The sequence below is a fragment of the Veillonella sp. DNF00869 genome (genome assembly GCF_001553345.1).
Classification (GTDB): Bacteria; Bacillota; Negativicutes; order Veillonellales; family Veillonellaceae; genus F0422.
Map to the genome: position 1 here is coordinate 1 of NZ_KQ960750.1, position 22,840 is coordinate 22,840.

Sequence of the window (22,840 nt, forward strand, 5' to 3'; positions counted from 1 at the left end):
ATAGGCCTGGGATCCCCAGTGAACCACTTTCATAGGAGCGAAGCAACGCATGAAAGTGTGTGAATCGGGGAGTTCGACCCGTAAGATTTTCTACGACCGAAGGGGGTAAAGAAAATCCACAGCTAGGAATAAATAGGAAGTTGCAAATGACAAGGTACAAAGAGTGCCATTTTCCTCAAACAATAATAATTTAGGGCAATATAAAAGACCATAATGAACTATATCAGTTCATTATGGTCTTTTTACATATCAATATTTAATTCGCAACCTTTACTTCTAAAGATTGACCACGAACTTTATTTTGATCCATTGCTTGCGCCAATGTTTCAGGTGTTACTTCTAAATCTGTATCTTTTTGAACTGTTACTGTAAATAGTTGACCAGGTTCATAGTAAATATTTTCTCCACGCATAAAGAATCCTCCTACTAATGAAACTACTGCCGTTACAGCAACAGCACCAGTGTCATCAGAACCATATCCATTTACATACCCGTTAAGTGGAATAGTTACATTATTAAGAGTTTTAATACTTGGGATATCTATAATTAAACGGCCTCCTCGCCCAAACATACCATTCCCATGAGAATCAATCACTTTACCTCTAACTTCTTCACCTTTTGGAATAATGATTGTTCCATTAAGAATTAAATTATCAACAGTCCTTAGAACAAAGCTAGTATTTTTCTTACTTTTTTTAGAGCTAATAGGTTGTGTTAATTCTAGTGTAATAGGTGTATCTTTGGGAATATAAAGGTTTCCCTTAGGGATGGTTCCTATTGTCATTGACTTTGGGGATACGATATCTTTTACTCTGTTAGAAATACTATTTGGATTTTCTTGAGGCTGCTTTTCTAATGCAGGATTTATTGTAGTTTTAATAGCTACATTAATATCGTGTCCCTGCTTTGCATCTACTGTAGATGGTGATAGGCTAGCTGTTAATGCACTTACTAATAAAGCAATCATATAATACTTACGTTTCATAAAATATACCCCCTATATAAATTATAATATATAAATATGCTTACAGAATATTATAATTTAGATTATTTTTCCACTTTCTTGACTTCATATAACCATAGATGAAAAGAAAAATATAGAATTAAGAGACCATTTGTAAACCCAACAATATTCCCCAAGGTTGCCTATTGTCCTAAACCTCTCTACAAGGTATAATGAAGTAGATTGTAATACGAAGTAACAATTGTACTTACGTAGAGAGGAAATTAGATAAAAAATGAAACAAGTTATGATCGCTACGGACCATATGAGTCATGTGTACCAAGACGAAATGGGCCGTGAGGTACACGCCTTACAGGATGTGAGCGTTCACATTCATGAAGGTGAGTTTGTCAGTATTATAGGGACCAATGGGAGTGGTAAAAGTACTCTAGCCAAACATTTTAATGTCCTATTGCAACCTACATCTGGTACCGTTACCGTGTTAGGAATGGATACAAAAGAAGAACAATTAATTTGGAATATTCGCCAAAATGTGGGCATGGTATTCCAAAATCCAGATAATCAAATCGTGGCAGCCATTGTAGAAGAAGATGTGGCTTTTGGGCCAGAAAATTTAGGGGTACCAGCTCCAGAAATTCGAGAACGTGTGGATGCCGCATTAGCAGCGGTAAACATGTCGGACTATGCTTTACATGGACCTCATCTATTATCAGGAGGGCAAAAGCAACGTATCGCCATTGCTGGTGTTTTAGCGATGAAGCCGAAATGTATCATATTAGATGAGCCAACGGCTATGCTCGATCCCAAAGGACGCAAAGAAGTTATGGATACGGTGTACCGTCTCAATAAAGAAGAAGGCATCACTATCGTATATATTACGCACTTTATGGAAGAGGCAGCCTTAGCAGATCGTATCATTGTGATGAAACAAGGTAAGGTCATCGATGAAGGAGCTCCAAAAGATGTATTTATGAATGTAGATACGTTAAAAGGTCTTGGTCTAGATGTACCGGTGCCGTCAGAGATTGCGGTGCGCTTACAAGAAAAAGGGGTAACTATGCCAAAGGGTATTACTACTAATGAAGAACTAGGGGAGGCCATATGTCAATTCAATTAGAACATGTCACCTACACCTATGGACAGGGGACACCTTTTGAAAAAACGGCTCTTCACGATGTGAGCTTGACCATTCACGAAGGTGAGTTTGTAGGCATCATCGGCCATACCGGGTCTGGTAAATCCACCTTAGTTCAACATTTAAATGGCTTATTGCATCCTACTACAGGCACTGTGAAAGTGAATGGTGTGGACCTAGTAGGTAAAACAGAAACAGTAAAACAAACACGTCATAAAGTGGGTATGGTATTCCAATATCCAGAGCATCAACTCTTTGAGGAAACCATTGCTAAAGACATTGCCTTTGGACCTAAAAATTTAGGCTTTGATGAGGCAGAGGTGGACCGCCGTGTGCGAGAAGCCATGCAATTTGTAGGTTTAGACTACGATACCTATGCAGAGCGGTCTCCCTTCCATTTATCGGGTGGACAAATGCGCCGTGTGGCTATCGCAGGGGTTATTGCCCTAGATCCAGACTATTTAATTCTTGATGAGCCTTCTGCTGGACTCGATCCATTTGGACGAGAAGAAATCTTTGGAGAAATTCTGAAACTACATAAGGAAAAAGGGATTACCGTTATCCTTGTGTCCCATAATATGGAAGATATTTCTCGCATGGCGAATCGATTGATTGTTATGCACCAAGGGCAAGTCTTATTAGATGGCAACCCTATTGAAATTTTCCATAATGACCGTGAGAAATTACAATCTGCTGGCGTGGATGTACCGCCATTGTCGCAAACCTTGCAAGCTTTGGCAGAACGAAATATTCCCGTTAATATCGACCGTGTTCATGTCCATGAGGCAGTAGCAGATATTTACGAGTATCTCAAGGAGGTGCACCATGCTAAGTAATATTACCATTGGCCAGTACTTTCCAGGAGATTCCTTGTTACACCGCATGGACCCACGGGCTAAGATTATAGCCACTATGATTTTCATCATTGCTATTTTCTTTGCGGACAGTTTGGTGACCTATAGCATTGTAGCAGCCTTTACCTTCGGATGTTTGGGGTTATCTCGTTTACCAGTGCGGCTGGTGTGGCTGTCTATAAAACCCTTGTGGATTATCATTGTATTCACCTTGGCTATTCACGTATTCACTACGCCGGGAGAATATCTATTTACCTATGGTTGGCTTCATATCAGTCGAGAAGGTCTTAATTTGGGTGGCCTTATGGCAGGACGATTGATTTTCTTAATCGTATTCTCCTCCTTGTTGACCTATACAACATCGCCTATACGGTTGACGGATGGTATTGAAAGACTCCTAAATCCATGGAAACGTTTTGGCGTGCCAGCCCATGAATTGGCTATGATGATGACCATTGCCTTGCGATTCATTCCGACACTATTAGAGGAAACAGACCGCATTATGAAAGCACAAGAATCCCGTGGTGCTGATTTTACTACAGGATCCTTACTGAAACGGGCTAAAAATATGGTACCTTTACTTGTGCCATTATTTATTAGTGCTTTCCGCCGTGCCGATGAATTGGCAGTAGCTATGGAATCTCGTTGTTACCGAGGTGGAGAAGGTCGTACACGGATGAAAGAATTACGCTATAGTCCATTAGATTTCTATGGTATTGGCGCTGTGGTGTTCGTAAGTATTCTCTTAGCTGTATTGCGGTGGGGACTTGGTATATGACAAGAACCATACAACTCATCGTCGCCTATGATGGCACAGAGCTCTGTGGATACCAACGACAACAGAATGGACCTACGGTGCAAGGCTATTTAGAGGAAGCTTTATCTAAGGTTTGCAATGAGTCTATCACGATTTACGGGTCTTCTCGGACGGATGCAGGTGTCCATGCTAGAGGACAAGTAGTGGCATTCACTACTACGGGTAAGATTCCCGTAGATAATCTAATGAGAGCCCTCATTGCCCATATGCCACCCTATATCGTGGTCCGTGAGGCACAGGAGTTGCCATCGGATTGGAATCCACGGAATTATGTGAAAGGGAAGGAATACATTTACACCATTCATAATGATGCCGTGGTGGATCCACTACAACTGCGTTATGCCTACCATGTGCGCAAACCATTGGATATATCGTCCATGAAGCAAGCCGCAAAGGCATTAGAAGGAACACATAATTTCAGTACTTTCAAAGGCCATAATACGACGATACAAGATCCAGTGAAAACCATGTACGCTGTAAAGGTATTCCAAGAGGGAACGACTGTCAGAATCCATGTATTAGGAGATGGATTCGTGTATCACATGGTGCGGAATATAGCAGGATTCTTGGTGGATGTAGGCTTAGGCCGCTTTCAACCAGAGGACGTGCTATGTATCATAGCTGGTGAGAATAGACAATTAATCGGGAAAACAGCGCCTGCCCATGGACTGTGTTTAGATACGGTGTTTACTGATAAGGCTAGCTTACAAGAGCGGGTACGGAGCATAGCGAACCTATAGGCAGACATGCAGGTATGTATAAGGAGTATCTGCAACAGATAGAAAGTCGTTATGTAATTGTTGTGAAACATCACATTTGTTAATATATAAGTGTAGCCCTACGATAGGGCGTACAATGTAGGAGGTTATCATGAAAGAAGACGGAATCCACACACATATTGCGATCAAAATGCCAGAGTATATTATTGATGTAGATGAATTGGTGAATGATCCGGTGAATCGTCGTAAATTAGCTCGATTCATTATGAAACGCCATTTAGATATGGACAAAATTATTGAAGAATTTGTGAACAATCCAGAGAATGAAGCGGAGTTAATGCGTTTTGCAGCGTCTGTGGTATTCTCTAAAACAGGCCGCGATATGAACGAATATAGCGAAGATTTGTTGCCATTGTTCTTTGAAGAAGCAGTATACGAAGACGACTTGCTGTAGTATAAGGGTTGGGGTTAGGTCCGATTCCTGTTGATTAGAGCCGTATGAAATACATACGAAATACTATGAAAGGGCCCTGTGGGCCCCTTTCATTGATGTATAGAGAGATCTGCCTATTGTCATGTAAAACAAGTTGGCAATTACTCTTATATGAGTAGTGCTAGCATGTATTATAGAATCTAAAAAATAGAGGAAAGCTGATGATGGAATCAACTTTCCTCTATTGTATTTGGAGTTATTTTATATGTTATTTAGTATGTTATTCAAACCAAATGTATTTTGCCAATACAATCGCACCTAGTACATACATAAACCAGTGTACATCTTTATGACGGCCAGTGATAAACTTCATCAAAGGATATACAATAAGACCAGCAGCAACACCATTAGCAATACTGTATGTAAATGGCATTAATACAATAACTAAGTAGGCAGGGAAACCTTCCGTCCAATCGGAGAAGTCGATTTCACGGATAGCTTCCATCATTAGCGCTCCTACTAAAATAAGTACAGGAGCTGTAGCTGCATTCGGAACTAATGCGATTAATGGAGCAAAGAATAGACAAAGAATAAACATGATGCCGCAAGTAACAGCAGTCAATCCTGTACGACCGCCAGCACCTACGCCAGCAGCACTTTCAACGAATGCAGTAATTGTGCTAGAACCAAGCATAGCACCGAAGCTAACGCCAAGGGAGTCTACAATCATAGCTTTACCAAGACCTGGGAATTCACCCTTTTTAGGGTCTGCAATGCCTGCTTTAGAGGCAGTAGCAATCAGTGTGCCCATGGAGTCAAAAAGCTCAACGAAAGTAAATGAAAAGATAATAGTAATAAGTCCAACATGGAATGCTGATGAAATATCCAATTCCATAAAGGCAATTTTACTGAAATCAGGGACTGCTATAATGCTTAAAGATTCTGGTAAAGTAGCGATACCAGTCACATAAGCAATGATAGATGTGATGATAACACCAATTAATAGAGATCCAGGGACACGACGAGCCATGAGAGCGGCAGAGAAGAACAAAGAGAAAAGAGATAAAAGCACTTCAGGATTGCTTAAGTTTCCTAATGTTAATAAGGTTTCTGATGCAGCTGGTGCTCCATGACCTTTGGCAGTTACAATGTCGTTCAATGTACCAGGTTGTAAGGATAAGGCGATAGTCATAAGTCCAGATAGTTTCAAACCAATGATACAAATGAACAAGCCAATACCTACGGTGATAGCAATCTTTAAAGAAGAAGGAATTGCTTCAATAATAAGTTGACGGATTTTCGTCAGAGTCAGTACAAGGAATACAAGACCAGAAATAAATACAGCACCTAATGCTGTTTGCCATGTTAACCCCATACCTAGAACTACGGTGAAGGAATAAAAAGCTAATAGGCCAACTCCTGGTGCTAAAGCAATAGGATAATTAACAAATACTCCCATGGCAATGGTGACTAAACCACCACCCAAGGCTGTAGCAATTAATACAGCATCTTTATCCATACCAGCTAGGCTTAGTAAGTTGGGAGCTAATAGCAAAATATATGCCATCGTAATAAAAGTCGTCAGTCCTGCTAGTATTTCTGTACGGACTGTAGTATTTCGCTCCTTTAAGGCGAATACGCGTTCTAACATGGTGAACCTCCTAGTAATAAATAAAATTACATCCTTATTGTAGCATAGACTAGAAGGTTAGGATAGGTTTTTTGAGTCAATTTATTTAAAAAAATTATAAAACTTATAAAATTATATAAATTATACTAATAAGTTTATAATGGAGTACATTAGTAGGCGACACTGGTTTTCAGTATGTGTAAATATACAAAATATATTGCTTATATGCGTATTGTGAGTGTTACTTATGCAATATAGGTACTAAATATGTACACAATCTATATAGACAAAATTCGTTGTTCTATATATAATATAGATTAGGTATAAATCCTACTTTTGAAGAGGTATTATTTATGAAAATTTCTACTAAAGGTCGATATGCATTACGCGTGCTAGTTGATTTGGCAGAGCACAGTGTAGATCGCAATGTATCTATTCGTGAAATGGCGGAGCGCCAAAATATTTCTGATAAATATTTAGAAGGAATTGTAGCACGATTGAGTGCAGCAGGATATGTAAAAAGTGTTCGTGGTAAGTATGGTGGTTACCAACTGACAAAAGAGCCAAAAGACTATACGGTCTATGATATTCTTGCTGCTACAGAAGATTCTATTGCAGTTGTAGCTTGCTTAGAGGAAGATGTGAACACATGTCCGATGAGCGAAGGATGCCGTACATTGCCATTATGGGAACATCTACAAAATCATTTGCGTGAATATATGCAAAGTTTAACGCTTCAAGATGTTATTGACCGACATTTTTCAGTGTAAGTTGTAAGAAAGAGGTAAGGGAATTTTAGGATGAAAAAAGAGAAATTAAAGGTAGAGCAAGAAATTGGCTTCCCTTTATATGCAGCAGCAAAAGAAGCGTTGCGAGCATGTCAACCAGAACTCTCTGAGTTGGGGATCACATACACACAATATCTTGCGATGTCTGTTATTTGGGAATATAAAGAAGCGAATCTAAAAATGATTGGAGAGAGAATCTATTTAGACTCGGGAACATTAACTCCATTGTTACGGAAGCTAGAGAAAAAAGGCTTAATTATACGTGAACGATTTAAACAAGATGAGCGTTCTATGATGATTACGTTAACAACAAAAGGAAAGTCTTTGGAGAAAAAAGTTCGACATATTCCAAAATTAATTGAAACGAAATTGGGATTATCTCAAGAGGAGCTTCAATTGTTACAGAATTTGTTATGGAAAGTCTTGCATAATGTCAAAGGCTAGATTGTGACAATCTACTTATAGTTACAATGAGTAGAGGATAGTATATCAACTATCCTCTATTTTTATTTCCCTGTCTATGGAGGGGACTTGTTGGGGCCTTACAGTAGATATGTTACAATAAGGTTACAATTTGTATATATCTAGAGGGAGTAAAGTATGAAAGGATTACAACAAACAGGAATGGTGGCAGTATGGATTCTTACTATAGGGATGTCACTGCTTGCCATTTGTTATACAATGATCATTCCTTTCCTTCCCGTGTATCTTTTAGAGCTCGGTGTGGAACAGGAACAGTTAGCTCTTTGGTCAGGCTTGTCATTTTCTATTTCATTTTTTATCGCTGCCATCATGGCTCCTGTATGGGGTCGATTGGCGGATCAGCATGGAAAGAAACTAATGGCAATCCGAGCAGGGATCTTGATTGGCCTATCGTATTTATGGAGCGCTTTTGTACAAGATGAATATCAATTTTTATTAGTTCGTGCATTTCAAGGTTTTGCCAATGGGTTTATGCCAGCCGCTATGACTATGGTATCATTATCTGTGCCAAAAGAACGTGTAGGTACGGCGATGGGTATCTTTCAGATGGGTTTAGTCCTAGGGAATACTGTGGGTCCCTTAACAGGAGGGTTGACAGAACTAGCAGTAGGGATGCGGCCTGTATTTATGGTGGCAGGGATTACTTTATTTATCGTCACTGCAGCAATAGCTATCTTTGTGAAAGAACCACAAATGGAAAGTGAAACTCCTGTAAAAACAACTTCTTTTTCAGAAGATTTACAAGCAGCAAAACAAAATAAGGTACTACTCCATATTTTAGGGTTATATTTTTTAGTGCAAGCTGTTATGCTTATGCTACAACCTATCGTGGCCATTTATGTGGGAGAATTAAAAGGTTCCATGGAAGGGGCTGCCATGTTAGCAGGGTCCATTCTCAGCGGTGGTGGTGTGATGGGCATGATTATGACTAATGTGTGGGCTGCTTATGGACAGCGGCGAGGATACTTTAGAGTTATCTCTTATGGGCTAATGGGTACTGGAACTGTATTATTATTGCAAAGTTTACCGTTTGGATTATGGTGGTTTGGGGTCTTGCAATTACTTATTGGCGTCTTTATTGTAGGTATATTCCCATCCCTTGGATCAGCTATGACCGTGAATACAGATCCATCCGTGCGTGGCCGAGTATTCGGACTTGCCACGACATCCCAACAATTAGGAAATATGATAGGACCGCTGTTTGCTAGCATAGTGGCCACCTATTGGGGTACATCCTATGTATTCTTGGTGGCAGGTATAGGAATGATGATCATTGGCTATTTAGTGTTGAAAATCCATGGGAATCGACCGAACATTCAATACATCTGATAGACTGTATATAGTGAGTGAAGTAAGAAAGAGGATATCCGACAATTTTGTCAGATATCCTCTTTTGTTATGTTTCAGAATTATTATGAATTGGTAATTCAAAGCCAAATGTTGTTTTTACATCTGGTGTGCTTTCTACTTGCAGTGTACCTTCATGGAGTTGCACAACATTTTGTACAAAAAAGAGCCCAAGTCCGAGACCTTTATTTTCTTTTGAGGTACGTGAAGGGTCTACTTGGTACAATCGATCCCAAATTAAAGGGATGCTTTCCGGAGGGATACCAATGCCATCATCTTGAACGGAGATGTGAATGGTAGATCCTGATGAGACTTCCAAGTGTACTCTCGTATGGGCAAATTTGAAAGCGTTGTCCAAAAGATTGGCCATTGCCTGTTGCAATAGGATTTGGTTGCCATAAACAATGATAGACTCATCAATATGGCTAGTAAAAGTAAGATGTTTCTCTTTACTTAATCGAGTATAGGTATGGGCTAATTGTTCAGCCACTTTGGATAGAGGGACAGGTTCTTTATCTATATTGGTTAGACTATCAAGGCGAGCAATTTCTAACAATTGTGAGACCATGTCTGCCATTCCCTTACTTTGAACAAAAATATTTTGAAAGCTTTCTTTTGCTTCTTCTAAGGAGGCTACATATTGGCGAGCGTAATCACTTTCAGCTTGGATGACAGCAATAGGTGTACGTAATTCATGAGAAATGTCGGAATTAAAGCGCTTTTCACGATTAGAAGATTCTTCTAAACTGCTGAGCATATGGTTGAAAGTAGAAGCTAATTGATAGATAGTATCTCCAGATTCAGGGATATTTTCAATGCGTTCTGATAAATCTCGCTTTAATGAAATTTGTGCAGCTAAATTGGTAACGGTACGTACTGGTTTTAAACCTCGTTGAATAATCCAATAGCCCCCAATAGCAGCAACCGTAACGAAGAGAATACCACCGAATAATAAAGCGAAGAACATGCTATTTGACTTTCTATCAAGGAATGCCATAGGTACGACGCCACGAATATAGCCTTGTACACCAGGGCGATGCTGAATGGGAGCATCGTAGTATAGAAAAGAACGGTTCTGATGACTCACTTCAGTGATAGCATCAAAGGAAGGAGGAGCCTCTTTTGGAAATAAATCAGGTAAATTACCTCGTAAGACGACTCCATCATGGGTATAGACTAAGAGAAAGATACCGTCATCAAAGGGCTTAAACTTTTTAGGGTCACTAGCGGATTCAATGACAGCCTCTTGTAGGTCTGTACGGATTTCATTTTGGTCCCAAATATGGGTGAATTGGATTACAAAGGTAGCTAATAGCCCTATCATTAGCAGTAGAAAGATAGAGTACCAACTAGTAATTTTATATACCAAAGGAACTCGCAAGAGAAGAGTCTCTATGGAGTTCCAACAGCGTTTGATTACATCGTGCATGGATTATTCCTCGGTGCGGAACACATAGCCTACGCCACGAACAGTTTGAATTAATTTTTTAGTTTCGTCGATGTCCACTTTTTTGCGCAGGTCTTTAATGTATACGTCGATTAGGTTGGAGTAACTTTCATAGTCGTATTCCCACACATGGTCGAGAATTTGTTGACGAGATAAAACGATATTTTGGTTGCTTGCTAAATAGAAGAGTAGGTCGAACTCTTTGGCAGTTAATGTTATAGGCTCTCCATTACGAAGAACGGAACGGCTCTTTTGATTGATGCGTAATGGCCCTGCAATAATATCTTCTGTAGCTTGATTGCGACCACGACGAGCTAACGCATAGATGCGAGCAATGAGTTCGTCAAATTCAAATGGTTTTACTAAATAGTCGTCAGCGCCTAAATTTAAACCAGATACTTTATCTTCTAATGTATCTTTGGCAGTTAAGAAAAGAACCGGGGTTTTGTTACCTTCTTCACGCATTTGTTGTACTACGGCATGACCATCCATTTTTGGCATCATTATGTCCATAACGATCACATCATAACTAGATGTGGAAATATAATCTAATCCATCTTCTCCGTTAAAGCATTGATCTACAATCATAGATTCTAGTTTTAAACGTTTGGCAATAATATTATTCAGCATTTGTTCATCTTCAACAATTAAGACTTTCATAGGTGCTCCTTTCATGTTAAGGTGTATATTTGTATTGTAACGTATTTTCAAAATAGATTAAAGAGATGTATATAAAAAGTATAGATGTTGTACATGAAAAGACCATGAATGATTGCTTTATACGGTGGGGTCACCTATAATAAACATAGAAATAGTATGAGTTGTTATTCCCTAGGAGGGGGTATTATGAATATTAGAACGATTACGGCCTATGCCTTATTGATTGCTCTTTGTGCCATAGGCGGACAGATCCATTTTGGTGTGTATTCCATTGGATTTGATTCGTCGCCAGCTTTTGTAGGAGCCTTACTGCTAGGACCTGTAGCAGGTGCTGTGCTTGGAGCCTTAGGGCATTTAGCAACGGCCGTATTCACCGGATTTCCTCTTAGTGTACCTATGCATGTGGTGGTAGCTTTGATCATGGCTTGTACTGGGGCTAGTATAGGATATTGTATGCGTAAGAGGGCTTCATCTTTCTCTTATGTAGTAAGTGGTATAGTAGGGTATATCATCAATGTAGGTTTAGGTCTAGTTGTGACATCATGGATGATGCACAGTGTAGAAGTTGTGGCGATTTTATTTGTGCCTTTGTCTTTAGCCTATCTAGTGAATTATGTGGGAGCGGCACTGGTGGTAAGTCAGCTGACTAAAGTTTTTGGTGGTAGATAATATGCGAGATATAACAAGAATTTCTTTGCAAAATGGTGTAGATTGGATTGTTGCTAGTGATATTAGTAGTGGTATCGGTTTGCAAGAACATGATGTATTAGAAGCGCCCTACTCTATGGTAGGTGCGTTTGCGACTCGTGTAGCGATGCTAGAAATTTTATGTGCGAAAGGTGTAGTAAAAGGGATTCAATATCTCATTGGTGGTGACTATGATACGGTAGTGATACCTGTTATAAGGGGAATTCAAGAGGAATTGGATACATTAGGTATCGATGTACCAATTAATGGCAGCCATGAAAGCAATATGAAAGTAAGCACTACTTCCGTAGGGATTACTGCCTTAGGAATCGGGGAGCCAGAAATGCTTGGTACAGGGGAACCTTATGCTGTGTACGTACTAGGAAAACCCTTAGTAGGTAATGAAGTGCTAGAACAGCCAGAATGGATTGTTACCTATGATGAGGTCCGACGAGCTTTGGCACATCCTAGTACATCCCGTGTGGTGCCTATTGGTTCCAGAGGCATCCGCCAAGAGTTGACAGTGTTAAGTTATTTAGAAGGGGCATCTATGGAGTCAATAGAACTGACTGATGAGGAATTAGATCATAGTGGTGGACCTGCTACAGCGGTGCTTGTAGCTGTTTGCACTAGTGGTGAAACAGCATGGTTAGCAGAGTTCCCTAAGGCACAGCATGTAGGACGGCATAGATAATAGAAAGGATATAGATATGAAACAGTTACGATATTATATAGCATTGGCATTGGTAGTCGGTGGATTGACAGTGGCTCAAGCAGAGGCAAACCCATATGGTGTAGTGAGTCCTCCTGATTGGGAATATCAAGCGCTTATGACCTTGGTGAAACATGGAGCGATTACGGATACTAAGGGGGTAGATTTAGGATCACGAGCATTCACTAGAAAAGAATTGATCCCTATGATGGCAGATGTGGTGGCAGGTCGTGAAACCATGAATGAAAGTGATCGCATGTTGGCATTGCGATTGTACAATGAAAACCGTCGTTCTATTATGAATTATGAAATTGAACAAGAAGAAGCAAAATCAGGTAAAGCACAAATGGATAGTGTTGATGAGGGAACACCAATAGCAGTGGAACCAGCTTTGACGAAAGAAGAAATCCAAAAGAAAATGGAGTCCTTCCAAATTGACGCGTCTGCTTTGCCAAATCATGGGTTAGTGCAAGTGCGTACTTTTCAACAAGGAACATCTCAGCGAAGCCATTTAGAATTAGTAGTGCCTTCGGCGAAGGCACAAGGAAACGTAGCCTTACAGCCTATTGATGGAGAAGTGCAGGAGGCTATGGCTGGGGGTCAATGGGATGCGTCTAAAAAGGAACAACGACCGCTTATGAAAGTGGCAAAACAAGAGTGGGCTTTATTGCAAAAAGCAGAACGCAAACAGGAACGGTTAGACACACAAGCCCAACGCCAATTAGCGAAAGCTCAACGAAAACAAGAGGCATTGGCAAAGAAAGAGCAGCAACATTTGGCAAGGGCGGAACGAGCTAAGTTACAAGCAGAACAAAAATTGGCGAAACAGCAGGCAAAAGAGCAAGCTCGATTAGCAAAGCAACAGGCTAACAAGGAAGCTCAGCTAGCAAAACAGCAAGCTAAGGAGCAAGAAAGATTGGCAAAACAAGAGCAAAAAGAACGAGAGAGACTAGCGAAGAAAGCTAAGAAATAAGGGAAAGATATTTGCTATTATCGAAAAAGTTCGGTATACTAAAGGATAGCAATCCATTTGGTGTACTTTCATCATGAACCGGAGGAACTATGATTATACGAGAAGAGAAAAAGCGTGAATTTTATACGGTCACAGCTCTCGTGCGAGAAGCCTATATCAGTGCAGATCGCAGTACAGGACGAGAATATAAACTAGTGGAAGCCTTGCGTGAGTCTGATGCGTATATTCCTAAGTTATCTTTGGTGTCGATTATCGACAATGCCATTGCAGGGTATGGTATGTTCCTGCGTGGTAAAGTAGGCGACCAAGATGTGCTTATTTTGGGTCTACTGGCGGTAGCGCAGTCTATGCGTGGACATGGTGTAGGAGGAGCTCTTGTCTTAGAGGGCCAACGATTGGCTCGTAAGATGGGATATTCCTACTTGTTCGTGTACGGAAGTAATGTGTACTATCCACGGTTGGGCTATGATTTTGCACATAACTTTGGTGTAGAACCACCAGAAGGGTTGGACCGGGAGCATATGATGTGTATCAAGCTTGATGCCCAAGCAGCACCTTTAGAAGCTGGCACATTGGAATACCCGGAGCTTTTCAAAACCCTAGAAATGTTCTAGGTAGCTACGAGTTATGTCGTAGTAGGTATTAGATAGACAGTTCGAGATCCTCCTGTCTGTAAACAAAACTAAGGAGTTATAATGAAACAATTTAACAACACACAACGATTGACGATTTCTGCCATTTCCATCGCTATGTATTTGGCGCTTATGATCGGTACGCAAGGCTTTGCCTTTGGTCAGTATCAAGTGCGTATTGCTACAGCGCTCTATGGATTGTCAGCTATCTTTCCATTCACCATTCCAGCCTTTAGTATTGCCAACTTTGTAAGTAATACAGTGATGGGTGGTTTTGGTTTAGTGGATTCTATCGGTGGAGCTATCGTAGGTTTATTGACAACAGGTCTAATCGTCCTTGCGAAGCGTCAAGGGTTAGGTAATTGGGTGTTGATTCCTATCATTACCTTTGTACCAGGATTGATTGTACCAATTTGGTTGACCTATTTCTTGCCAGTTCCATACTGGGTATTAGTGAGCTCCCTCGTAGTAGGTCAGTTCGTGTGTGGTGTAGTGAGCTACTTCTTGATTAATGCGTTGGAGAAAGTAGTCTATAAAAATAAGGAGGTTTTAGTTCGTGAGTAGTGGTCGTAATGCAGCAGAATTACAAGGTGTTCATGCTTTAGGTAGCCATACGGACTATCCTACAGATTATGCACCACAGGTGCTAGAAGCATTTCCTAATAAACATCCAGGGAATGACTATTTTGTGAAATTCAATTGTCCAGAGTTTACGAGTCTTTGCCCAATGACGGGGCAACCGGACTTTGCAACGATTTATATTTCCTATGTGCCAGATGAAAAGCTGGTGGAAAGTAAATCTTTAAAATTATATTTATTTAGTTTTCGCAACCATGGAGACTTTCACGAAGATTGTATCAACATCATCATGAAAGACTTAGTGGCATTGATGGAGCCTAAATATATTGAAGTGTGGGGCGAATTTACACCACGTGGTGGCTTGTCCATTGATCCGTACGCCAATTATGGCAAACCGGGCACCGATTGGGAAGCCACAGCAAAAGAGCGCTTGCACTTTCATGATATGCAACCAAAACGGGTAGCGTACCGTTAATTATATACATATTATTGCCAGGTCAATCGGTTGAGGGACCTGGCAATTTTACTAAGTGCCCTAGACATGATAGGATAGAGATAGATACAACGTGTTGAAAGGAAAAGGAGTTGGACATGCAACCACAGTTATATATTGGCGGAGCTGGTACGGGAAAGACTACGGCTTGTTTCGCAGAGATAGAACGAATTTTACAAGACCATCCAGACCACCAGATTATCGTCCTTGTGCCAGATCCTGCGACGTATATGATGGAGCGCAAGTTAGCAGAGTATCGTCAGGAAAAAGGGTTTACCACGGTGCGTGTGGTGGGCATGACACGGCTAGCCTATCAAGTGTATCAATCCTTAGGGAAAGTGAAAGAAGAAGGCCTGTCGGAAATTGGCAAAAAACTAGTCCTTCGGGTATTGTTAAAGCAATCAGCCGGAGAGTTGGACTTGTTTAAACAGGCAGCGAAACAACCTCATTTTGGAGATGTCATACAAGGTCTTTTGACGGAGTGTAAAGCCTTTGGTGTAACGCCAGAGGACTTGTCGGGGGCTGTGAAATATGTAGATTCTATGGTGTTGGGCCGTAAATTACAAGAATTATCCTTGTTGTTAGAACGCTACGATACAGCGCTGGAAGAGTTAGGCGTCAAAGATTCTATGGAAACATTGATCGACCTATTGCCACAGTCTCCACTCATGAAGCATTGCCATGTCTTTGTAGACGGATTCCATTGGTTTACGCCCTTGCAGTATCGCTTGATTCAACGCCTATTTTCCCTCAGTGAGTCCTGTCATATGACAATCAGTTTGCCATCCTTGGAGGAAGAGGTGCACAGTCGCAAGGGCTCTATGTATTTCCGTGTTTGGGAGACCTACCGAGATATGATGACTTGGTATCCAGAGGCAGTGGTGCATGACATGAACACCGTCTATCGAGGGACACCTGTGTTACAACAATTGAACACACAATTTTTTAAAACACCTATGAAAGCAAATACCACCGAAGATTCGTTGACCATGGTAAGTGCCTACAATCGAGAACGGGAAGCTGATGCGGTATGTCGTAAGATTTTAGCATATCGTCAAGAAGAGGAACATCGCTGGAAAGACTGTACCATTATATTGAGGGACATGGAGTCTTATGGTGATGTACTGGAAAAAGCTTGCATGAATTATGGCATTCCTTTCTTCTCGGATCAACGGAAGATGATGACTAGCCATCCTTTGGCGGAGTTTTTGCAAGGTATCTTCCATGTACATCGCACCTTTTTTGATCATGATGCGGTATTCCACTTATTGAAAACGGATTTTGCGCCTTTCACACGGGAAGAAGTAGACCGATTAGAAAACTATTGTTTAGAATATGGCATTCAAGGGGCAGCGTGGTTACGAGATGTGTGGACCTATGGTGGCGAGGACGATGAAGAGCGACGAGCTGTGATGCAGGCTTTACATATGCGCGTCCTAGAATATTTGCGTCCAATCTATGATTTCTGTAAACTGTCACATACGGGACAGGAATGGAGTGAGTTCCTATTCCAAATCATGCAAGATTGGCGCATTCCAGAGCAATTGAAACATTGGTATGACGAAGCAGAAGACCGTGGGGATGTACAAGAAAGTGCCAGCCATGTACAGCTTTATAAACATGCTATTCAATTGCTAGAGGAATGTGCATCTGTGACGGGCACAGAGGAGTTGAACGCAGAGGAGATGGGTCTTATCATCGAGGAAGGACTCAGTGAAGTGACCTACTCTTTGGTGCCGCCATCGTTGGACCATGTGACGATTACCACCATCGACCGCAGTTATATGACAGATGCGAAGGAAGTCTATGTGCTAGGCCTTAATGAGGGCGTATTCCCTCGTAAAATGGGGGATGAAGGGATTCTGCGTGACCAAGAGCGGACGGCATTAGCTAAGGTAGGTGTGCAATTAGCGGCAGGCGCTTTAGGGCAAATGTTCAATGAAAATTTCTTATTCTATTTAGCCTGCACTCGTGCTAGCCAAGGACTGCATCTGTCCTATGTCACATCTGATGAAGAAGGGTCTAAAATGGAACCATCTTTGGTAGTGCGCCGTTTACAGCAATATGGGTATGTGAAAACTATCGAAGAAGCACCACTATCTATGCCAGAGGGACGAGAACAGGACTATCTGTGGCGACCATCCCAGAGCTTAGGCCTTTTTTCCAGTCGTATGAGTGCTCTCATGAAAGGAGATTCTATCTCCTCTACTTGGTGGAGTCTTTATAACTGGAGCATAGAAATGGGCTACAGAGGTGAGGTGTTCTTTGCCACACGAGGTATGTTTGACTCGAATGCGGTGCCACGCATTGAGCAGTCCATTGTACGAGGGTTATTGTTACGCAGTGATGCTTTAACGGGATCCGTCACACGATTAGAACGATACCATCGTTGTCCATACAGTTTCTATGCTCAATATGCCTTACGCTTAGCCCCACGGAAGGTGAAATCCTTTGGAGCTCCTGAAATCGGGACCTTCCTTCACGATACGTTGCGCTATTTAGGGGAATATCTATTAGAACAGGGTCGACAATGGCGTGATTTAACAGAGGAAGAACAAGAATCTTTATGCCGTGAAGCGGCCGATGCGGTGATGGGTACAGAAGAGCGAGATGCGTACGAAGCGCAACTGTATACTCGATTAACATCTACCTTATCAGCTACGGTAGCACGTCTCGTAGATTGGTCTAAGAAAAGCGAGTTTTCCACTACAGAAATAGAGCAAAGTTTTGGCATGGGCACATCTAACTGGCGTCCAGTGCGCATCCCATTGGGTAAAAACTATGGCGAAAGTATCGTACTGCGCGGTCAAATAGACCGTGTCGATGAATATCGAGGACCTCTTGGTCATTATGCGGCAGTGATTGACTATAAATCAGGGGGCACTACGGTGCGAGCTGATGAAATTTACTATGGCTTGAAATTGCAATTAATGACCTATCTATTGGCATTGGAAAAGAATACACAAGATAGAATTGGCACAGCGGCTGCCCTCTATACCTATGTACGGAATCCGCAAGTGAAATTGTCTGAAGTAGTGAATCACAGACGGGCAGAGGAAGAAAAAGCTACTATCCAAGAGTTGAAAAACAGTGGATACTTTGTAGACGGGGATGTGTTACAATCCTTAGATGTAACGAGGGCTTATCAAAGCAATTCTCCATATGTACCGATTGTTCTGAAAAAGGACGGCACTCCAGATAGTCGCACATCCAAAAGTTTGAAGACGATGGAACAATTTGGCCTTATGAAGGAATACACAAAACAAATTATTTCCAACAGTGGTACACAGATGATGGATGGAGAGTTTCCTATTAGTCCGTACCAAAAGGATAAGCGACGGCCATGTGAATATTGTGAGTTCCAAGCCTTATGTCGCTTTGATGGAACGCGCAATAGATATCGCTATATTAAGACCATGACCGAAGAGGAAGCATTGGAGAAGATGGAAGCATTACAAACAGGAGGGGCTACCTATGAAATGGACTGATGCGCAACAGAGCGCTATTGATGCACCTAGACCAGGGCAGTTACCATCCCAAACGATCTTGGTGTCCGCCGCGGCGGGATCTGGTAAAACGGCAGTCCTCGTAGAGCGTATGATACAACGCCTGAAACGGCGAGAGCTGAGTATTCAGGAACTGATGGTGGTGACTTTCACAAAGGCGGCAGCAGCGGAGATGAAAGCTCGTATCGGCGTGAAACTAGCGGAAGAGTTTCAAGCTACAGGGGATGCTTATTTAGAAGAACAATTGAATATGTTGCCGTCCGCCCATATTTCCACCTTGCACTCCTTTTGCCAATGGGTCATCCGTAGTTATTTCTATAAACTAGATATAGACCCGTCTTTCACCATCGGCAATGAAGGAGAATTGGCGCTTATGCGCTATGATGTGCTAGATGCCATTTTGCTAGAGGCTTACGAACAAGGCTTGTATAATATTTACGATGTGAGCGATATGTTTAGCACGGAACGATCAGACCAGATCCTGCGGGAGACGGTCTTTCAAATATACAACTTTGCCTTGGCTCAAAGTCAGCCTATGCGTTGGTTAGATCAGGTATGTCATACCTATGAAAGTGCTTTACACCAAACCTTGTTAGAAACTACTTGGGGCACATTATTTTGGAAAGAACAACAACGGCAAATTGAGTATCTATTAGAGCGCTATGAAGAGGCACAGCGCTTGGCTACCCTAGGCAATGGGTTCGACAAATGGATGGATAAGGTCAGTGAACTGCAAACACTGTTACAAGCCATGCAAAAGGCAGACACTTGGGATGCTATGCATGTCGGTGTAGTGGGCATTGGGGGATTTAGCTTCCCCGTACTTCGTGCCACTAAGGCTATGAATGAAAGCGATCCAGCTATCTTGAGTGAAATTAAAGCCATCTTGGCAGAAGGGAAAGATATATTGCAAGCCATGCCGAAAGGTGTCTTTGCTATTACGGAAGCAGATTGGCGAGAGCAAATGGAGTACTTAGTGCCGTTGGTACGAGGTATCATCCAGCTGGTGAAACGATTCCATGAGGATTTTCAGCAGGCAAAGCAAGAAGCGGGTATGATCGATTTCTCCGACTTGGAACATCTATGCTTAGCCTTATTAGTAGACCCAGAATTTACAGAAGAACTCAAGCCATCTGAGGTGGCACTGGAGTTACAGGATACATTCAAAGAAGTGATGGTCGATGAATACCAAGATACGAATGGCGTCCAAGAGGCTATCGTGAATTTAGTATCTCGTGGGGACAATCGTTTTTATGTGGGCGATGTGAAACAGTCGATTTATGGATTCCGTATGGCAGATCCGCAGCTATTTATGGAAAAGTACCATCGGTTTGATCACGATGTGAACAGTGTGGAACGGCGTATCGATTTGTCCCAAAATTTCCGTTCCCATGAAGCGATTCTAAATGTAACGAACTTTATATTTTCGCAAATTATGACCGATGAAGGGGCAGGGCTTACCTATGGTGAGGCAGAAGCTCTCCACACAGGTCGCATCGTAGAAGAGGCGCCACCAGAATGGGTAGGTGGTGATGTAGAAGTGCACGTTCTTTGCTGTGATGAAGATAAGGCACAGACAGACCCTGAAGATGGAGAAGACCTAGAGAACGATGAAAAAGAAATGCTCTTTGTGATCCGTAAAATCCAAGAGTTAAAGAACAATGGCGCCATGGTACAAGATAAAGACGGCACCTTCCGGCTCATGGAATGGCGAGACATTGTACTCTTGAAGCGATCTATCTCTGGGTCAGCGAGCCGAATGATCGACCTACTACGGCGAGAGGGCATCCCTGCCTATGCAGAGGAGAAATCCGGCTATTTCAGTGCCATGGAAGTGCAGTTTGTGCTGTCCTTGTTGCAAATCATCGATAATCCAGAGCAGGACTTGCCTATGGCCATCGTTTTGCAATCGCCTCTTATTGGGATGGATGCCAACGATTTAGGACGTCTTCGTCTGTCTGTAGGGGAGAACAGCTTGTGGAGCGGGTTGCGCCCATTTGTAGAAGCTTCCCAGAATGCAGGATGGATTCGCTTTGTGGACTCCATGGACACCTGGCGGACCATGTCTCGCCGTCAAGGCATTACGGACTTAATTTGGCACATCTACGACACCTTGCATGTGGTAGAATACGTGAGCGCCATGCCAAATGGCTTGGTGCGTCGTGGCAATGTGCTGGCCTTGTATGAGCGAGCGAAACAATATGAAAGTGGCAATTACCGTGGCTTATTCCGGTTCTTGCGCTTTATTGAAAGCTTGCAGGCATCCGGAGAAGATTTAAGCGTTGCCAAAACGGTGAGTGAAGCGGACAATGTGGTGCGTATTATGACCATCCACAAAAGTAAGGGCTTAGAGTTCCCCGTGGTGTTTCTCATGGGCACTCAAAAGGGCTTTAACAAAATGGATTTGAACCGGTCCTTGCTATTGCACAAGGAATATGGAGTGGGTTTGAAAGGGTATTTCCCAGACTTGCGTGTGATGTATAATTCCTTACCTTGGATTTTCGTGCACCAAGCTTTGGAAGAAAATTTGAAAGCTGAAGAGGAGCGTATCCTTTATGTAGCATTAACTCGGCCTAAAGATAAACTGTATATTACAGGTTATATGAAGGGGTCTATCAATGGCTCTATCAATGGCTCTACGGATCGACCTGCGACGAAGAAAATGGGTGAATGGGTAGCGCCTGTCTTACAGTGGGGTGAAAGTGCTTTTACGAAAGAGCAGATTCTAGGGTGTAATTCCTATTTAGATTGGATCTTGCGAAGTTTAGCTCGCCACGTAGCAGGGGGTACGCAGTTGCGCCAATTTGCGGAGGTGGAAAGCCCGCAACTCCCAGATATACCGTACAAAGATTGTCCAGTGTCCTTCCACGTTCATGATGGAAATGATTACAGTGTTTCACAGGAAACACCGTCTGTAGAAGTAGATATTCTGGAACAAGTGCGAGCTCAATTACCAGTGGAAGCGCCACCATTGGACCCTGTCGTGATAGATCGGTTGACCTCTGTGTATGCTTATGAAAGTTCTACGGAACGGGCGGGGAAAATTTCTGTATCTGAAATTAAACGGCGCTTTGTGGAGCTGGAAGAATTGGCAAAACAGATGATTGAGCCGGACTATCGAACAGATCCACATAACAGCAATATAGAAGGAGAATCTGGGACACCAGATAGGTCTGAACTACTCATAGTAGACTCTAGTAAGGACTTAGATAGTTCCGTAGAAGATATGTTAATAGGCGATAGTATACCGGATGCATGCACTGATGATACTGAGCTAACTGGCGAGCAGGGCATGGAAAACGGTACTGAGAAAGCCAAAGAAAAGGGTGCAGAGGATATATCAGAAGAAGCCTCTGTAGACCTAGGGCCCTTCGACGTATCCTTATCTTCCATGAATGAGTCCACACCGATTTGCAGTGGCGCTCGTTGGGGTACCCTCATGCATGAGGTGATGCAGTGGTTGCCGTTGCAATCATATACACGACCATCTTTGCGACAAGCCTTGGATTCGCTAGCATTACAAGGATACTTGACTGATGAGGAACGGAAGGCGATTAGTGAAAAACGGATTTGTGATTTCTTTCAGTCTGATCTAGGGCAACGATTGCTAACAGCACAGCGAGTGGAACGAGAGTTGCCATTTAGTATGCTATTTCCGGCGAACCGTGTGTACCCAGAGATGCTAGACGGGGAAGATCTGTTCCTACAAGGTATCATCGATACAGCATTCCTAGAAGAGGGATCTTGGGTGCTAGTTGACTATAAAACAGACCATCTTGATGAAAAGGCTCTAGTAGAGCGCTATCGCATTCAGCTGATGCTGTATAAAGAAGCCTTAGAGCGATTGACACCATACCCTGTGAAAGAGGTATACATCTATTCCTTCCGACTAGAAAGAGCGATTCCAGTATAGTAGATAATTTAAAAAGATAATAACTCAATATATACAACAGAGGAAGGTTGATACCATGGTATCAACCT

General features: G+C 42.1%; 20 protein-coding genes. 16 read left to right on the forward strand and 4 right to left on the reverse strand.

Going from position 1 to position 22,840, the window contains the following annotated elements:
• Nucleotides 1-256: 256 nt before the first annotated feature.
• Nucleotides 257-985: a hypothetical protein gene (locus HMPREF3032_RS01090; RefSeq protein WP_062401183.1), complete on the reverse strand. Its 729-nt coding sequence runs from the start codon at nt 983-985 to the stop codon at nt 257-259.
• A gap of 253 nt (nt 986-1,238) precedes the next feature.
• Between HMPREF3032_RS01090 and HMPREF3032_RS01095 the strand changes: the two genes are divergently transcribed.
• The 5 genes from HMPREF3032_RS01095 to HMPREF3032_RS01115 all read left to right on the forward strand — a co-directional run bounded on the left by HMPREF3032_RS01095 (nt 1,239) and on the right by HMPREF3032_RS01115 (nt 4,943).
• Nucleotides 1,239-2,081: an energy-coupling factor transporter ATPase gene (locus HMPREF3032_RS01095; protein WP_009353204.1), complete on the forward strand. Its 843-nt coding sequence runs from the start codon at nt 1,239-1,241 to the stop codon at nt 2,079-2,081.
• The gene (locus tag HMPREF3032_RS01100) at nt 2,066-2,935 is read left to right on the forward strand and encodes an energy-coupling factor transporter ATPase (protein ID WP_062401184.1); all 870 of its coding nucleotides are present in this window, start codon (nt 2,066-2,068) and stop codon (nt 2,933-2,935) included. Before HMPREF3032_RS01095 ends, HMPREF3032_RS01100 begins: the two co-directional genes overlap by 16 nt.
• A complete protein-coding gene (locus HMPREF3032_RS01105) occupies nt 2,925-3,731 on the forward strand; it encodes an energy-coupling factor transporter transmembrane component T family protein (RefSeq protein ID WP_062401186.1) in 807 nt (268 codons plus the stop codon). Before HMPREF3032_RS01100 ends, HMPREF3032_RS01105 begins: the two co-directional genes overlap by 11 nt.
• Nucleotides 3,728-4,510 (forward strand): tRNA pseudouridine(38-40) synthase TruA, encoded by a 783-nt coding sequence (gene truA / locus HMPREF3032_RS01110; RefSeq protein WP_062401188.1) that lies wholly within the window; start codon nt 3,728-3,730, stop codon nt 4,508-4,510. Before HMPREF3032_RS01105 ends, truA begins: the two co-directional genes overlap by 4 nt.
• A 130-nt stretch (nt 4,511-4,640) precedes the next feature.
• A complete protein-coding gene (locus HMPREF3032_RS01115) occupies nt 4,641-4,943 on the forward strand; it encodes a hypothetical protein (protein WP_009353198.1) in 303 nt (100 codons plus the stop codon).
• A gap of 259 nt (nt 4,944-5,202) precedes the next feature.
• Here the strand turns inward: HMPREF3032_RS01115 and HMPREF3032_RS01120 are convergent, their stop codons facing one another.
• Nucleotides 5,203-6,573 (reverse strand): NCS2 family permease, encoded by a 1,371-nt coding sequence (locus HMPREF3032_RS01120; protein WP_062401190.1) that lies wholly within the window; start codon nt 6,571-6,573, stop codon nt 5,203-5,205.
• Nucleotides 6,574-6,905: 332 nt separating this feature from the next.
• Here HMPREF3032_RS01120 and HMPREF3032_RS01125 point away from each other — a divergent pair, with 332 nt between their 5' ends.
• From HMPREF3032_RS01125 to HMPREF3032_RS01135, 3 genes are all read left to right on the forward strand, one after another.
• A complete protein-coding gene (locus tag HMPREF3032_RS01125; RefSeq protein WP_009353240.1) occupies nt 6,906-7,322 on the forward strand; it encodes an RrF2 family transcriptional regulator in 417 nt (138 codons plus the stop codon).
• A 30-nt stretch (nt 7,323-7,352) separates the two neighbouring features.
• Nucleotides 7,353-7,784, forward strand: coding sequence for a MarR family winged helix-turn-helix transcriptional regulator (locus HMPREF3032_RS01130; protein ID WP_062401192.1), 432 nt, complete (start codon nt 7,353-7,355; stop codon nt 7,782-7,784).
• Between the two features lie 156 nt (nt 7,785-7,940).
• Nucleotides 7,941-9,152, forward strand: coding sequence for an MFS transporter (locus HMPREF3032_RS01135; RefSeq protein WP_062401194.1), 1,212 nt, complete (start codon nt 7,941-7,943; stop codon nt 9,150-9,152).
• A 67-nt stretch (nt 9,153-9,219) separates the two neighbouring features.
• On the opposite strand, the gene HMPREF3032_RS01140 is transcribed toward HMPREF3032_RS01135, so the two are convergent.
• Together HMPREF3032_RS01140 and HMPREF3032_RS01145 are read right to left on the reverse strand one after the other, a co-directional pair.
• Nucleotides 9,220-10,599, reverse strand: coding sequence for a sensor histidine kinase (locus HMPREF3032_RS01140; protein ID WP_062401196.1), 1,380 nt, complete (start codon nt 10,597-10,599; stop codon nt 9,220-9,222).
• Nucleotides 10,600-10,602: 3 nt separating this feature from the next.
• Nucleotides 10,603-11,277 (reverse strand): response regulator transcription factor, encoded by a 675-nt coding sequence (locus HMPREF3032_RS01145; RefSeq protein WP_062401198.1) that lies wholly within the window; start codon nt 11,275-11,277, stop codon nt 10,603-10,605.
• Nucleotides 11,278-11,463: 186 nt separating this feature from the next.
• On the opposite strand from HMPREF3032_RS01145, the gene HMPREF3032_RS01150 reads away from it, so the two are divergent.
• The 8 genes from HMPREF3032_RS01150 (at nt 11,464) to addA (ending at nt 22,772) form a co-directional block, all read left to right on the forward strand.
• Nucleotides 11,464-11,946, forward strand: coding sequence for an ECF transporter S component (locus tag HMPREF3032_RS01150; RefSeq protein WP_062401200.1), 483 nt, complete (start codon nt 11,464-11,466; stop codon nt 11,944-11,946).
• A gap of 1 nt (nt 11,947) precedes the next feature.
• Entirely contained in the window at nt 11,948-12,658 is a 711-nt protein-coding gene (locus HMPREF3032_RS01155) for a hypothetical protein (RefSeq protein ID WP_062401202.1), read from the forward strand.
• 16 nt (nt 12,659-12,674) lie between these two features.
• Nucleotides 12,675-13,649, forward strand: a complete 975-nt coding sequence (locus HMPREF3032_RS01160) for a hypothetical protein (protein ID WP_062401204.1) — start codon at nt 12,675-12,677, stop codon at nt 13,647-13,649.
• An 89-nt stretch (nt 13,650-13,738) separates the two neighbouring features.
• Nucleotides 13,739-14,263, forward strand: a complete 525-nt coding sequence (locus HMPREF3032_RS01165; protein ID WP_062401206.1) for a GNAT family N-acetyltransferase — start codon at nt 13,739-13,741, stop codon at nt 14,261-14,263.
• 81 nt (nt 14,264-14,344) lie between these two features.
• Complete coding sequence (locus HMPREF3032_RS01170; RefSeq protein WP_062401208.1) at nt 14,345-14,845, forward strand: QueT transporter family protein; 501 nt, start codon at nt 14,345-14,347, stop codon at nt 14,843-14,845.
• Nucleotides 14,838-15,335 carry a preQ(1) synthase gene (queF, locus tag HMPREF3032_RS01175; protein WP_009353151.1) on the forward strand — a complete coding sequence of 166 codons (498 nt, stop codon included), beginning with the start codon at nt 14,838-14,840 and terminating at the stop codon, nt 15,333-15,335. Before HMPREF3032_RS01170 ends, queF begins: the two co-directional genes overlap by 8 nt.
• 116 nt (nt 15,336-15,451) lie before the next feature.
• Nucleotides 15,452-18,841 carry a PD-(D/E)XK nuclease family protein gene (locus HMPREF3032_RS01180; protein WP_062401210.1) on the forward strand — a complete coding sequence of 1,130 codons (3,390 nt, stop codon included), beginning with the start codon at nt 15,452-15,454 and terminating at the stop codon, nt 18,839-18,841.
• Entirely contained in the window at nt 18,828-22,772 is a 3,945-nt protein-coding gene (gene addA / locus HMPREF3032_RS01185; protein WP_062401212.1) for a helicase-exonuclease AddAB subunit AddA, read from the forward strand. Before HMPREF3032_RS01180 ends, addA begins: the two co-directional genes overlap by 14 nt.
• Nucleotides 22,773-22,840: the final 68 nt, after the last annotated feature.